The sequence below is a fragment of the Streptomyces sp. NBC_01450 genome (assembly GCF_036227505.1).
Classification (GTDB): Bacteria; Actinomycetota; Actinomycetes; order Streptomycetales; family Streptomycetaceae; genus Streptomyces.
In genome coordinates this window covers 4,284,233-4,297,044 of the sequence record NZ_CP109480.1, presented here as the reverse complement: position 1 = coordinate 4,297,044, position 12,812 = coordinate 4,284,233, and the positions used below count along the sequence as shown (strand labels likewise).

The following is a 12,812-nucleotide window of genomic DNA, read 5'->3' as shown; positions in this document are numbered from 1 at the left end:
GGGCTGCGGTGCCGGGAGGGTTGAGGGTCCCTCCCAGGCGCCGCGGCCCGCGGGTGTTTTCGGAGCCGGGCCGAACCCCCGGGTACGCTCGCACATGTGCCCTCCATGAACGACCTCGTCCGCCAGCACACCGCTCTCGGTGACTCCGATCTCGAGTGGTTGCATCTGCTGGTCTCGGAGTGGCAGCTGCTCTCCGACCTCTCCTTCGCCGACCTCGTGCTGTGGGTTCCCACCCGCGACGGCACCCGTTATGTCTCCGTGGCGCAGATGCGGCCCAACACGGGCCCGACCTCGTACCAGGACGACATGGTCGGCCACCTCGTCCCACGCGGCCGCCGCCCCCTGCTGGACGCCGCGCTGGACGAGGGCCGGATCGTGCGCGAAGGCGATCCCGAGTGGCGCGAGGAGGTGCCGGTACGGGTCGAGTCCATTCCGGTACGGCGGGAGGGGCGCGTCCTCGGTGTCATCGCGCGCAACACCAACCTCCTCACCGTGCGCACCCCGAGCCGGCTGGAGCTGACCTACCTCCAGAGCGCGTCCGACCTCGCCCAGATGATCGCCGCCGGCTCCTTCCCGTTCTCCGGCCAGCAGGTCGACATGGACGCCTCGCCGCGGGTGGGCGACGGGCTGATCCGCCTCGACGCGGACGGCATCGTCCAGTACGCGTCCCCGAACGCGCTGTCGGCGTACCACCGCCTCGGCCTCGCCTCCGACCTGGTGGGCCACCACCTCGGTGTGACCACCGCCGAACTCGCCCCGTCCCGCGGCCCGGTGGACGAGGCGCTGTCCAAGGTCGCCAGCGGCTGGGCGCCCCGCGAGTTCGAGATCGAGAGCGGTGACGGGGTTATCCAGCTGCGCGCGATCCCGCTCAAGCCCAAGGGCACCCGGGTCGGTTCGCTCGTCCTGCTGCGCGACGTCACCGAACTGCGCCGTCGCGAACGCGAGTTGATCACCAAGGACGCGACCATCCGGGAGATCCACCACCGGGTCAAGAACAACCTCCAGACGGTGGCGGCGCTGCTGCGGCTGCAGGCCCGGCGCATCGAGTCGGAGCGTGGTCGTGAGGCCCTGGAGGAGGCCGTACGGCGGGTCGGCTCGATCGCCATCGTGCATGAGACGCTGTCTCAGAACCTGGACGAGCGGGTGGAGTTCGACGAGATCGCCGACCGGGTGCTCGCCATGGTCGCCGAGATCTCGCCGGGCAAGGTCACCGGCCGCCGCACCGGCCGCTTCGGCATACTCGACGCCGAGGTCGCCACCCCGCTCTCCATGGTCCTCACCGAGATCCTGCAGAACGCGCTGGAGCACGGCTTCCGCGAGGGCGACCGGGGCACGGTCGAGGTCTCGGCGGTCCGCGGCGGCACCAGCAAGGAGACCCGCCTGCTGGTCACCGTCCAGGACGACGGGGTCGGCCTCCCGGAGGGCTTCGACCCGCACCGCTCCGGCAACCTCGGTCTGCAGATCGTACGAACCCTGGTGGAGGGCGAGTTGGGGGGCACGTTCGACATGGTGGCGGCCCCGGAGCGGGGTACGCAGGTCATCCTGGACATTCCTGTGCAGGCGCACAAGTAGGAGCATCTGACGCACCGACAAGTCGGGAATCTGTCTATAAGTCAGGCGCCCGCTTACAAGTCGGGCATCCAAGCCCAAGTCGTGCGTTCACCCGTATGCGGTGCATGACGGTGGCAAGTGGCGCATGACAGTGGCCCCGGACCAGAAGGTCCGGGGCCACTGCTTACGCTGCTATGCGCATCGGGGGTACTGCGCGCTGCGGCTCGGGGGCGGGAGATGCGTACTCGCTGTACGCGCCGCCGGGCTCAGGCTCGTTACGGGGTGGGGTGTCAGGCGGTGGCCTGACGGGCCCGGTTGCGGGCGGCGCGACGCTTCATGGCACGGCGCTCATCCTCGCTGAGGCCACCCCAGACGCCGGAGTCCTGGCCGGACTCGAGCGCCCACTGCAGGCACTGCTCCATGACGGGGCAGCGGCGGCAGACGGCCTTGGCTTCCTCGATCTGCAGCAGCGCAGGACCGGTGTTGCCGATGGGGAAGAAGAGCTCGGGGTCTTCCTCGCGGCAAACGGCGTTGTGACGCCAGTCCATGGCTGCTACCTCTCCTTGGTATTACATGCACGTTGCTTGTGAATGTGAACGCTTTCACGAATCCCCCAACAAGTGAAGGGCCGACTTTCAGGTCTCCCTGACGTCGTCCTGTGATTTGAGGAGGGGTTCTGGCTCTCTGTGGGGCCGATGTTGCGGGCCGTCCCGATCGCCACGTAGAGACTCGCAAACCTCAGCGGCGGATACAACCCCTACCGGAAAGTTTTTTTTGATTCCTCGGTGTCGACTAGGTCACAGCCGTACTTCCATGGGGTGGACCCTGGTCTAAACGTTCGAGTGAAAGGACTTTGGGGTCTTCCACTCACACAATCACACGCAGTGCACGGCGTACGCCTGTGAACGTCACGCTTGTGCGCAGTCCGAGGTGGTCGCCGTCCATCTGGAGGGGGAGCGGCACCTTCGAATGCAAGGTGAAGTCGGTCAGGTCGTGCAGGGACAGGGCGTGCTTGCCATGGGGGCCGCGCTCGGGGGACGAAGTGAGCAACTGGGTGGCATACCGGGCAACCGCGCCCGTCGACATGCGGTTGAGGCCGAGTACGTCGAGCCCGGTATCGAACGAAGCCTTAGGTGACGCGTACACCGGACGATTGCCGAGAAACGTCCAGGGCGAGGTGTTGCAGATTATGGACAGCACAAGATCGGTGACCGGGTCCTGGCCGGGCCGCTCCAGTGTGATCATTCCGTGCCTGCGGTGAGGTTCGTCCAAAAACTGACGTACCACTTGGCGCAAATAGAGGGCATGGGTGGAACGCTTGCCGCGCTCGCGCTGCTGCTCGACCCGGCCGATCACCCCCGCGTCGAAGCCGAGCCCCGCGCAGAACGTGAACCAGCGGGAAGGGACGGCTTCGTCCTCGGTGCCCGGCGTGCCCGCGGCGAGACCGAGGCCGATCGCGCGCTCACGGTCCTCTCTGAGCGCGTCCAGCAGGGCGCCGGTGGCCTCCACGGCGTCGTTGGGCAGGCCCAGGGCGCGGGCGAAGACATTGGTGGAGCCGCCGGGGACCACGGCGAGACGGGGCAGACGGTCCAGGTCGGGGCCGTTGTGCAGCAGGCCGTTCACGACCTCGTTGACGGTGCCGTCGCCGCCGAGCGCGACCACCAGTTCTATGTCGTCGCTCTCCGCCGCCTGCCGGCCGAGGTCCCGGGCGTGCCCGCGGTACTCGGTGGTGACCACCTCGAGCTTCATCTCGCTCGCCAACGCGTGGATCAAGACATCGCGCGTGCGCGCACTTGTGGTGGTAGCTGCCGGATTGACCACGAGAAGTGCACGCATGCGATGCAGCGTACCTACCGAGGGGTACCGGTCCCAGACCGAGTTAGGGATCCGGTAAGAGATAGGGGCGTGAGTCTCGACACGGTGAGGTGCGGGAGGCAGCGGGGAAGCGGCCGGGGGTCCGGCGGTGCGCGGGTACCCGAGGGCTACCCTTCAGGGGTGAGCGCTGAGCAGATCCCCACCCCTGACGCCCCCGCCGCCGAGCCCCGTCCCGGACGGCTGACCGTCGCGGCCGCGCTGGCCGCGCTGGAGGGGCTGGTCCTCGCCGTGGGGGGCGTGTGGATGGTCGTCCGAGGGTTCACGGGTGACTCGGGGGACCGGCAGCAGGGTGTGACCCTGGGCGTGACGCTGATCGTGCTCGCGCTGCTGCCCCTGCTGGCCGCCCGAGGCCTGTTGCTGCGCCGCAGCTGGAGCAGGGGCCCCGCGATCATCACCCAGATCATGGCGCTGCCCGTCGCCTACAGCCTGCTCCAGGCGGACAGCGTGGCGATCCCGGCCGGAATCGCCCTCGCGGCGGTCGCGCTCACGGCGCTGGTCCTGCTCGTCAACTCCGAAACGACCCGGGCCCTGGGCATCCGCGGCCCCGGCGCCACCGAGGAATCCAAGTAGTTCCGGCGGTTCTCGGCGGCGCGTAAGGAGCCGAGGGGTCGGCTACTCCTCGACCAGGAGCTTTTCGCGGAGCTGGGCGAGGGTGCGGGCCAGTAGGCGGGAGACGTGCATCTGGGAGATGCCGACCTCCTGTGCGATCTGCGACTGGGTCATGTTGCCGAAGAAGCGGAGGAGAAGGATCCGCTTCTCTCGTGGGGGGAGGTCCTCGAGCAGGGGCTTCAGCGACTCCCGGTACTCGACGCCCTCCAGGGCCTCGTCCTCCGCACCCAGGGTGTCCGCGACCGCCGGTGACTCGTCGTCCGTGTCGGGAACGTCCAGGGACAGCGTGGAGTACGCGTTGGCGGACTCCAGGCCCTCCAGGACCTCCTCCTCCGAGATGGCCAGTTTCTCGGCCAGCTCGTGGACCGTCGGGGAGCGCCCGTGCTGTTGCGACAGCTCGGCCGTGGCCGTCGTCAGGGCCAGGCGCAGTTCCTGCAGGCGCCGCGGTACCCGCACCGCCCAGCCCTTGTCGCGGAAGTGTCGCTTGATCTCGCCGACGACCGTCGGAGTCGCGTACGTCGAGAACTCGACGCCGCGCTCCGGGTCGAAGCGGTCGACCGACTTGATCAGACCGATGGTCGCGACCTGGGTGAGGTCGTCCAGCGGCTCACCGCGATTGCGGAAGCGGCGCGCGAGGTGCTCGACGAGCGGGAGGTGCATGCGGACCAGCTGATTGCGCAGCTCCGCGTACTCCGCGCTGCCGTCCTGCAGCTTGCGCAGCTCGATGAACATCGCCCGCGCTCCGCTGCGGTCCTGCGGGTCGTGCTGGATGTGCTGGGCGCTCGGCCCGTGCTGCGTGCCCTGCACGCTCTGCACCTCTGGCTTGTCGTGTCGCTCGTGCTCGCTCATAGTCCCGCCCGTCACCAGCCGCCGTCCTTCCGAGGACGTGCTCCGCGCGGCAGCCTCCGGATCCCGTTGCCCGTCGTCCTGGCCGGAGGGACTCTCCTGCTCGTCCTCCGGGTGCGGCCGGGCCTGTTCGGGGATGCCGTCGACGTCTTCCACCGCGCGCTGCGGCCCGTCGAGGCCGTCGACACGTCCGGCGGGAAGCTCCCGTGTGCCGCGCTCTTCGTCCCGCACCGGCCCGTCCCCGTTCCTCACGCCGGCCCGGGTCCCGCGCCGCGCTGTTTGTAGAGGCTGATCGAAACGGTCTTGTCCTCGGCGACGGTGGAGTCGACCTTGCCCGCGAGCGCCGACAGGACGGTCCACGCGAACGTGTCCCGTGACGGAGCGTGACCGTCGGTGGTCGGAGCGGAGACCGTCACCTCGAGCGAGTCGTCGATGAGCCGGAAGACACAGCTGAGCACCGATCCGGGGACGGCCTGCTGCAACAGAATCGCGCAGGCCTCGTCCACCGCGATGCGGAGGTCCTCGATCTCGTCGAGGGTGAAGTCCAAACGGGCTGCGAGACCGGCCGTAGCCGTACGCAGCACCGACAGGTAGGCACCCGCGGCCGGCAGCCGGACTTCCACGAAGTCCTTCGTCGCGGGCTCGCCTGCGATCTGGGACACCCTCACCTCCAAGGTGGTACAAGCTCTTTCGAGCTCTTTCGGGGCCGAGGGTCGCCCCCCGGGGTAACGCGCTAGGTGGTTCAGCGGTGACGCTACCGCGCTCCCAAGTTTCCTGTCCTGGGGACCCCGCCCCTTGCTGTCACTCATAGTAAGCCCATGAGCACGGACAGTGGCTAGGGGTCTGCGGCCCCAAATAGGAAGAGCGCGCGCCGGGTTGACGTACCCAGGCGTCAGACGGTCGAACCGTCCGGGCCGTGGGTCACACCAGTACGTGGTCGACGAAGCACCAGCGCCAGCTCTCACCGGGCTCGAAGGTACGCATCACGGGATGTCCGGTCTCCTTGAAATGCTCCGTCGCGTGCCGCAGCGGCGAGGAGTCGCAGCAGCCGAGGTGCCCGCATGTCAGGCACAGCCGCAACTGCACCGGATGTGTACCGGCGGCCTGGCACTCCAGGCAGGTCTCGCTCAGGGGCCCGGGTTCTGGGTGCTGCAGCTCGTCGGCGTGCGTGCACTGTTTCATGATTGCCAGGTTACGTCGGGTGTGCGGGATGCCGCGCGAAAACGAGGGGCGGGCGGAAGACGATGCACGTTTTGCCACTGCTGTTGCTGGTCGCGGGAAGCGCCGCGGTCGCCGGGTACGCCCGTCGTACCCCGGTGCCGGCGCCGCTGTTGCTCGTCGCGGCGGGCCTGGTCGTCTCGTACGTTCCTGGAGTGCCCGGGTACGAACTCGACCCGGGGATCGTGCTCCCGCTGGTGCTGCCTCCGCTGCTGTACACGGCGGCCACCGACAGCTCGTATCTCGATCTGCGGGCGCATCTGCGGCCCATCGCGCTGCTGTCGGTCGGGTACGTGCTCTTCGCGACGCTCGCCGTCGGCTGGGCCGCCTACCTGATCGTGCCCAGCCTGCCGCTGCCCGCGGCACTGGTGCTCGGGGCGGTGGTGGCGCCGCCGGACGCCGTCGCGGCCACGGCGGTGGCGCGCCGGGTGGGACTGCCCTCGCAGATCACCACGATCCTGCAGGGCGAGTCCCTGGTGAACGACGCGACCGCGATCACCGCCTACAAGGTGGCCCTGGCCGCCGCGGTCGGCGAGGGCGCGACCTGGGCGGGCGGCATCCGCGAGTTCCTGCTCGCGGCGGTCGGCGGCGTGGCCGTCGGCCTCGTCCTGATGGTGCCGATCCACTGGCTGCGCACCCACCTGAAGGAGGCGCTTCTCCAGAACACGCTCTCCCTGCTGATCCCCTTCGTCGCGTACGGGATCGCCGAGCAGCTGCACGCCTCCGGAGTGCTCGCCGTGGTCGTCGTCGCGCTCTACCTCGGGCACCGTGCGTGGGAGGTGGACTTCGCGACCCGGCTCCAGGAGGAGGCGGTGTGGAAGATGGTCGCGTTCGTCCTGGAGTCGGCGGTGTTCGCGCTGATCGGACTGCAGCTGCCGGTCGTCCTCAAGGGCCTCGGCGACTACGACGGCGCCACCGTCGTCTGGTACGCGGTGGCCGTCTTCCTGGCCGTGGTCGCCGCCCGGTTCGTCTGGATCTATCCCGCCAGTTTCCTGCCCCGGATCCTGTCGGCACGTATCCGGGAGCGGGAGGGGGCCCTGACCTGGAAGGGGCCGTTCATCATCGGCTGGGCCGGAATGCGCGGGGTGGTCTCGCTCGCCATCGCCTTCTCCATCCCGCTCTCCATGGACGACCGCATCCCGTTCCCGGATCGCAACCTCATCCTCTTCCTCACCTTCACGACCGTCATCGGGACCCTGGTCGTGCAGGGGCTGACCCTGCCCCCTCTCATCCGCCTCCTGAAGCTGCCGGGGCGCGACGCCCAGGCCGAGACGCTCGCCGAGGCGAACGCCCAGGCTCAGGCGTCCCGGGCCGCCGAACGGCGCCTCGGCGAACTCCTCGAGGACAAGCGCAACGCCCTGCCCCCGCCGCTCGCCGACCGGCTCCGCTCAGTCCTGGAACGCCGCCGCAACGCCGTCTGGGAACGGCTCGGCGCCGTCAACCCGGTGACCGGGGAGACCGCCGACGACACCTACCGTCGCCTCTCCCGCGAGATGATCAGCACCGAACGCGAGGTCTTCGTGAAACTCCGCGACCACCGCTACATCGACGACGAAATGCTCCGCACGCTCCTGCGCAGACTGGACCTGGAGGAGGCGGCGGCCTACCGGGAGGCGGCGTGACGGCGTTCAGGAGAACGGCGTCCCGGTGATCACCGCAGCCACCGTCGTCCCCGGCGCGAACGCCCCCTCCTGCACCAAGACGACAAGTCCGTACAGCATCTTGGCGACATAGAGACGTTCCACGGGCAGGCCGTGGCGTTGTTCGAAGTCCTCGGCGAAGGTGTCGAGTTCGGGTGTGGTGCGGGCGTAGCCGCCGAAGTGGAAGCGGTCGTCGAGGGACCAGGCGCCGCGCCGGCCGCCGAAGGCGGACTCCTGGAGGGCGCTTATGTCGGCGCCCAGGAAGCCGCCCTTGAGGACGGGGATGCCCAGCGCCCGCTGGCCGGGGGCGAGGCCGGCGGCCAGGCCGGCGAGGGTGCCGCCGGTGCCGCAGGCGAGGGCGGCCACGTCGACACCGCCGTGGCCCCGCAGCTCCGCGCCGAGCTCCTGACAGCCACGTACGGCAAGGGCGTTGCTGCCGCCCTCGGGGACGACGTACGCGTCCTCGGCGTCCACCGAGCGCAGCAGGGCGGCCAGCGTCTCCGGCCGGCCCTTGCGGCGGTACGTCGATCTGTCGACGAAGTGCAGTCGCATGCCGTCGACCGCGCAGCGGGCCAGCGAGGGGTTGCGGGGACGGTCGGCCAGCTCCTGACCGCGGACCACCCCCACGGTCGTCAGCCCGAGGAGGCGGCCCGCGGCGGCGGTGGCGCGCAGATGGTTCGAGTACGCGCCGCCGAAGGTGACAACCGTGCGGCCCGCCGCCGCGCGGAGGTTCGGGGCGAGCTTGCGCCACTTGTTGCCGATCAGCTCCGGGTGGATCAGATCGTCCCGCTTGAGCAGCAGCCGCACGCCATGGCGCGCGAAACGCTCGTCCGCGACCTCACACAGCGGCGAGGGCAGTCGCGGCCGCAGACCGGTCGGGTCGAGCGCTTCGGGGACGTCCGGGGCGGCCGGGGTGTTCGGGCCGTCCGGGGTTGCGGGGCTGGGCACCCCACCATTGTCGGACACCTGTCCGGTATGCGGGCAGCGGCCCCGCACCCGCCCGTCACTTGAGGCGGTCGCGGACGCGCTCTCTCATCGAGGCCATCGTGAAGCCACGCGGGTCGACCTTGCCCGGCTGCCACTCCAGGTGGCCGATGACCGAGCGCTCCGTCCAGCCGTGGTGGCGGCAGATCGCGGCCGCGACCTTCTCGACGGCCTCCAGCTGCGCCTCGGGCCACGGATCCCTTCCGTCGCCGAGGTTCTCGCACTCGAAGCCGTAGAAGTGACGGTTGCCGTCGGTGTTCGCCTCGTTCTCCGGCGGGAGCGCCTTCTCCGCGATCACGGCACGCAGCACGTCGTCGTCACCCGAACCCGCGTGATTGGCCCGGCCGTAGCCCACGAGATGCACGACACCGTCCTTGGTGATGACGCCGTGACACAGCGGACCGGGCAGGTCCGAGCGGCCCTCTCGGCACATCGCGACGGTGTGCTCGCTGCCCGAGGTCACCGTGTGGTGGATCATCACGCCGTACACCGGACCCCATGGCCCCTTGTGATTGCGGTTGTGATGTTCCCAGTCGCCGACCTCGACGACGGTGACGCCTTCCTCCCTGAGCCGGTTCAGGAAACCGCCCGCGGACATGGGTGGGGCCATGACCGCCTCCTTCGCACTGCGCGCCGGCCACCGGTCGCGGCCGTCTCGTACCGCGGCCTGTACCCGGAACCGGAGGCTCCGGCCCAGCCGTTCGTACGGCGTGCGAGTCGATCCGGTCAGAGGTGCGGGCGCGTTCGACCAGCGCGTTCAGGGCGCTTTCGCGAGGCCCGTCAGGAGTGCAGGAACGCGTCCCCGTGCGCGGCGATGTGGCTCTCCAGCGCCTGGAGTGCCTGCTGGGTCGCCTCGGGGGAGCCGCTGCCGCGCCGCTCCGCGTAGTACGCCGCGCCCAGTCTCTTCAGGAGGTCACCGCCCGCACGCTGCGCCTGCACCTCGTCGATCTTCTGCTTGCCCTGCGTGAGCCCTCGCTGCGCCTGTTCCTTCGCGCGGTCCAGGAAGCCTGCCATCGCCGTCTCCTGTCATCGTCCGTCACCGCGTCAAACGGTTGGCCGGATCTCGGAGTTCCCGCGCGCAACGGCTCCGGGCTGTTCGACGGCGACGGCTCCAGCTGTTCGAGCGATCGACAAAAGTGGACCCTCTGCCCAATCCCCTGTGATCCATTCCCGCTCATTCGTGTAATAGCACCGGCACGCTCCGTGATGGAAGGCTGGTCGGCGCAGATCAGTGCACGACCGGGAGGGCAATTTTCATGTCGGTAGGCGAAGAGGTTCGCGCGGGTCAGGGCAAGCCGCAGCAGAGTCTCGGCACATCGGCCGCGCGGAACCTGGCCACCACCACCAAGTCCGCACCCCAGATGCAGGAGATCAGCTCACGATGGCTGCTGCGCATGCTTCCGTGGGTGAACGTGCAGGGTGGCACGTACCGCGTGAACCGGCGGCTCAGTTACTCCGTGGGTGACGGCCGCGTGACGTTCGTGAAGACCGGTGACCGTGTGCAGGTCATCCCCGCGGAGCTCGGAGAGCTGTCCGTGCTCCGCTCGTTCGAGGATCAGGAGGTACTCGGCGAGCTCGCCCAGCGGTGCCAGCAGCGGGAGTTCGCACCGGGCGAAGTGCTCGCCTCGTTCGGCAGTCCGTCCGACGAGGTGTTCCTGCTCGCGCACGGCAAGGTGGAGAAGATCGGCACCGGCCCGTACGGCGACGACGCGATCCTCGGTGTCCTCGCCGACGGCGCGTACTTCGGCGAGCAGGCGCTCATCGACCCGGACGCCATCTGGGAGTACACGGCCCGCGCCGTCACCGCGGTCACCGTGCTCGCGCTGCCCCGCCGGGACCTGGAGCAGGTCGCCGAGCGCTCCGACTCCCTGCGCGAACACCTCACGGAGCTGCGCGCGATTCCGGAGCAGCGCACGAACAAGTACGGCGAGAAGGAGATCGACCTCTCGGCCGGCCACACCGGGGAGCAGGACATCCCCGGCACCTTCGTGGACTACGAGGCCGCGCCGCGCGAGTACGAACTGAGCATCGCCCAGACCGTGCTGCGCCTGCACACGCGTGTGGCCGATCTCTACAACCAGCCGATGAACCAGACGGAGCAGCAGCTCCGCCTCACCGTCGAGGCGTTGAAGGAGCGCCAGGAGCACGAGCTCATCAACAACCGGGAGTTCGGACTGCTCAACAACTGCGAGTACGACCAGCGGCTCCAGCCGCACGACGGCGTGCCCAGCCCCGACGATCTGGACGAGCTGCTCAGCCGCCGGCGCGGCACCAAGCTGCTCCTCGCCCACCCGCGCGCGATCTCCGCGTTCGGCCGCGAGTGCAACAAGCGCGGACTGGTCCCCGAGAGCATCGAGGTCGCGGGCAACCGCATCCCGACCTGGCGCGGCGTGCCGCTGTTCCCGTGCAACAAGATCCCCGTCAGCGACACCCGTACGACCTCGATCATCGCCATGCGTACCGGCGAGGCCGAGCAGGGTGTCATCGGCCTGCAGCAGGCGGGCATCCCGGACGAGATCGAGCCGAGCCTGTCGGTGCGCTTCATGGGCATCAACGAACAGGCGATCATCTCCTACCTGGTGACGGCGTACTACTCGGCCGCGGTCCTCGTGCCGGACGCCCTCGGCATCCTGGAGAACGTCGAGATCGGCCGCTGGCGGTGACCTTCCCGACGCCGGCCGCCGTGTTCCCGCCCGACCGGGCGGGAACACCGGGGACGAGGCGGAGTCCGGCCGAGACCCTGGACGGGCGGGGCCGCATCGGCAAGCCCATGGACGGCAGGCCCGTGGACGGCGGTCCCAAGGACGGCGGTCCCAAGGACGGCGGTCCCACGGACGGGAGGCCCATGGAACGGCAGATCCCGCCCGGTCCGCCCGACGGGCAGGAGGCGACGAGCATCCTGGAGCACGCCCGGGCGTCCGTCGACCCCGAGCTGCGCAGGGCCATCGACTCGCTGCCGGGCTCCATGCGCCGGGTCGCGCTCTACCACTTCGGCTGGGAGCACGCGGACGGCACTCCGGCGGTGGGCAACGCGGGCAAGGCGATCCGTCCGGCCCTGGTGCTGACCGCCGCGGGAGCGCTCGGCGGTCAGCACACGTCCGCCGTGCGGGCGGCGGCCGCCGTGGAGTTGATCCACAACTTCACGCTGCTGCACGACGACATCATGGACCGGGACACCACCCGCAGACACCGCCCCACCGCGTGGACCGTGTTCGGCGAGGCCGACGCGATCCTCGCCGGGGACGCCCTGCAGGCGCTCGCCCAGCGGCTGCTCGCCGAGGACTCGCACCCGGCGTCCCAGGCCGCCGCCGCCCGGCTCTCGTCCTGCGTCGTCGAGCTGTGCGAGGGGCAGCACGCGGACACGGCCATGGAGAGACGCGGCCCCGCCGAGGTCACCCTCGACGAGGTGCTCGCCATGGCCGAGGCCAAGACCGGCGCACTGCTCGGCTGCGCGTGCGCGCTCGGCGGGCTGTACGCGGGGGCGGACGAGGAGGACGTCGACGCGCTGGACGCGTTCGGCCGGGAGGCCGGGCTCGCCTTCCAGCTGATCGACGACGTGATCGGGATCTGGGGGGACCCGAGCCGCACCGGCAAGCCGGCCGGGGCGGACCTCATCGCCCGCAAGAAGTCCCTGCCCGTGGTCGCCGCGCTCGCCTCCGGCACCCCGGCCGCGACGGAACTCGCCGAGCTGTACGGAGTTCCCTACGAGGAAGGGGAGCTGGAGCGCACGGTGCTGGCCGTCGAACGGGCGGGCGGCCGTGACTGGGCGCAGCTCCAGGCGGCCGACCGGATGTCCCGGGCGATGCACGAGCTGTCCCGGGCGGTCCCCGACCCGGAGGCGGCGGGCGGCCTCCTCGCACTCGCGGAGTTCGTGACGCGGCGCAACAACTGAACCGTCGAACCCGTTGAACCCGTTGAACCCTTCAGAAGGGCGGTCGAAGACCCCGGGGCCTTTGGGGCCGTACGGCACCTGACCTCCGTACGGCCCCGGGCTCCGGTCGGAACGGGTCCCGCGCATCCCCACGGTGCGCGGGGCCCGCCCCTCTCCGGCCCGGACAGGCCTTAGGCTGCAACAGCCGTACGTTCAAC

At 70.0% G+C, this 12,812-nt stretch carries 13 protein-coding genes; 5 read left to right on the top strand and 8 right to left on the bottom strand.

The window, feature by feature from the left end:
• The first annotated feature begins 105 nt into the window (after window positions 1-105).
• On the top strand, window positions 106-1,572 hold the full coding sequence (locus OG568_RS19105) for a sensor histidine kinase (protein ID WP_266431924.1): 1,467 nt from the start codon (window positions 106-108) through the stop codon (window positions 1,570-1,572).
• A 269-nt stretch (window positions 1,573-1,841) separates the two neighbouring features.
• Here OG568_RS19105 and OG568_RS19100 read toward each other — a convergent pair whose 3' ends face one another.
• Together OG568_RS19100 and OG568_RS19095 are read right to left on the bottom strand one after the other, a co-directional pair.
• Window positions 1,842-2,099, bottom strand: a complete 258-nt coding sequence (locus OG568_RS19100; RefSeq protein WP_006380970.1) for a WhiB family transcriptional regulator — start codon at window positions 2,097-2,099, stop codon at window positions 1,842-1,844.
• A gap of 319 nt (window positions 2,100-2,418) precedes the next feature.
• Window positions 2,419-3,387: a diacylglycerol/lipid kinase family protein gene (locus OG568_RS19095; RefSeq protein ID WP_266431607.1), complete on the bottom strand. Its 969-nt coding sequence runs from the start codon at window positions 3,385-3,387 to the stop codon at window positions 2,419-2,421.
• A 159-nt stretch (window positions 3,388-3,546) separates the two neighbouring features.
• Here OG568_RS19095 and OG568_RS19090 point away from each other — a divergent pair, with 159 nt between their 5' ends.
• Window positions 3,547-3,996 (top strand): hypothetical protein, encoded by a 450-nt coding sequence (locus OG568_RS19090; protein ID WP_329532459.1) that lies wholly within the window; start codon window positions 3,547-3,549, stop codon window positions 3,994-3,996.
• A gap of 42 nt (window positions 3,997-4,038) precedes the next feature.
• On the opposite strand, the gene OG568_RS19085 is transcribed toward OG568_RS19090, so the two are convergent.
• The 3 genes from OG568_RS19085 to OG568_RS19075 form a co-directional block, all read right to left on the bottom strand.
• Window positions 4,039-5,133, bottom strand: a complete 1,095-nt coding sequence (locus tag OG568_RS19085) for an RNA polymerase sigma factor SigF (RefSeq protein WP_329532458.1) — start codon at window positions 5,131-5,133, stop codon at window positions 4,039-4,041.
• Window positions 5,130-5,543: an anti-sigma regulatory factor gene (locus tag OG568_RS19080; protein ID WP_054228129.1), complete on the bottom strand. Its 414-nt coding sequence runs from the start codon at window positions 5,541-5,543 to the stop codon at window positions 5,130-5,132. The genes OG568_RS19085 and OG568_RS19080 overlap by 4 nt, the downstream gene beginning before the upstream one ends.
• Window positions 5,544-5,802: 259 nt before the next feature.
• On the bottom strand, window positions 5,803-6,063 hold the full coding sequence (locus OG568_RS19075; protein WP_266431604.1) for a UBP-type zinc finger domain-containing protein: 261 nt from the start codon (window positions 6,061-6,063) through the stop codon (window positions 5,803-5,805).
• A gap of 62 nt (window positions 6,064-6,125) precedes the next feature.
• On the opposite strand from OG568_RS19075, the gene OG568_RS19070 reads away from it, so the two are divergent.
• The gene (locus tag OG568_RS19070; protein WP_329532457.1) at window positions 6,126-7,721 is read left to right on the top strand and encodes a Na+/H+ antiporter; all 1,596 of its coding nucleotides are present in this window, start codon (window positions 6,126-6,128) and stop codon (window positions 7,719-7,721) included.
• A 6-nt stretch (window positions 7,722-7,727) separates the two neighbouring features.
• Here the strand turns inward: OG568_RS19070 and OG568_RS19065 are convergent, their stop codons facing one another.
• From OG568_RS19065 to OG568_RS19055, 3 genes are all read right to left on the bottom strand, one after another.
• Entirely contained in the window at window positions 7,728-8,609 is an 882-nt protein-coding gene (locus OG568_RS19065) for a 1-aminocyclopropane-1-carboxylate deaminase/D-cysteine desulfhydrase (RefSeq protein WP_329536389.1), read from the bottom strand.
• A 133-nt stretch (window positions 8,610-8,742) separates the two neighbouring features.
• Entirely contained in the window at window positions 8,743-9,333 is a 591-nt protein-coding gene (locus OG568_RS19060) for an N-acetylmuramoyl-L-alanine amidase (RefSeq protein WP_329532456.1), read from the bottom strand.
• A 170-nt stretch (window positions 9,334-9,503) separates the two neighbouring features.
• Window positions 9,504-9,737, bottom strand: a complete 234-nt coding sequence (locus OG568_RS19055; RefSeq protein ID WP_266431601.1) for a hypothetical protein — start codon at window positions 9,735-9,737, stop codon at window positions 9,504-9,506.
• Window positions 9,738-9,979: 242 nt separating this feature from the next.
• Here OG568_RS19055 and OG568_RS19050 point away from each other — a divergent pair, with 242 nt between their 5' ends.
• Window positions 9,980-11,386 (top strand): family 2B encapsulin nanocompartment shell protein, encoded by a 1,407-nt coding sequence (locus OG568_RS19050; RefSeq protein WP_329532455.1) that lies wholly within the window; start codon window positions 9,980-9,982, stop codon window positions 11,384-11,386.
• Window positions 11,387-11,568: 182 nt separating this feature from the next.
• On the top strand, window positions 11,569-12,615 hold the full coding sequence (locus tag OG568_RS19045; protein ID WP_329536388.1) for a family 2 encapsulin nanocompartment cargo protein polyprenyl transferase: 1,047 nt from the start codon (window positions 11,569-11,571) through the stop codon (window positions 12,613-12,615).
• The last annotated feature ends 197 nt before the right edge of the window (window positions 12,616-12,812 follow it).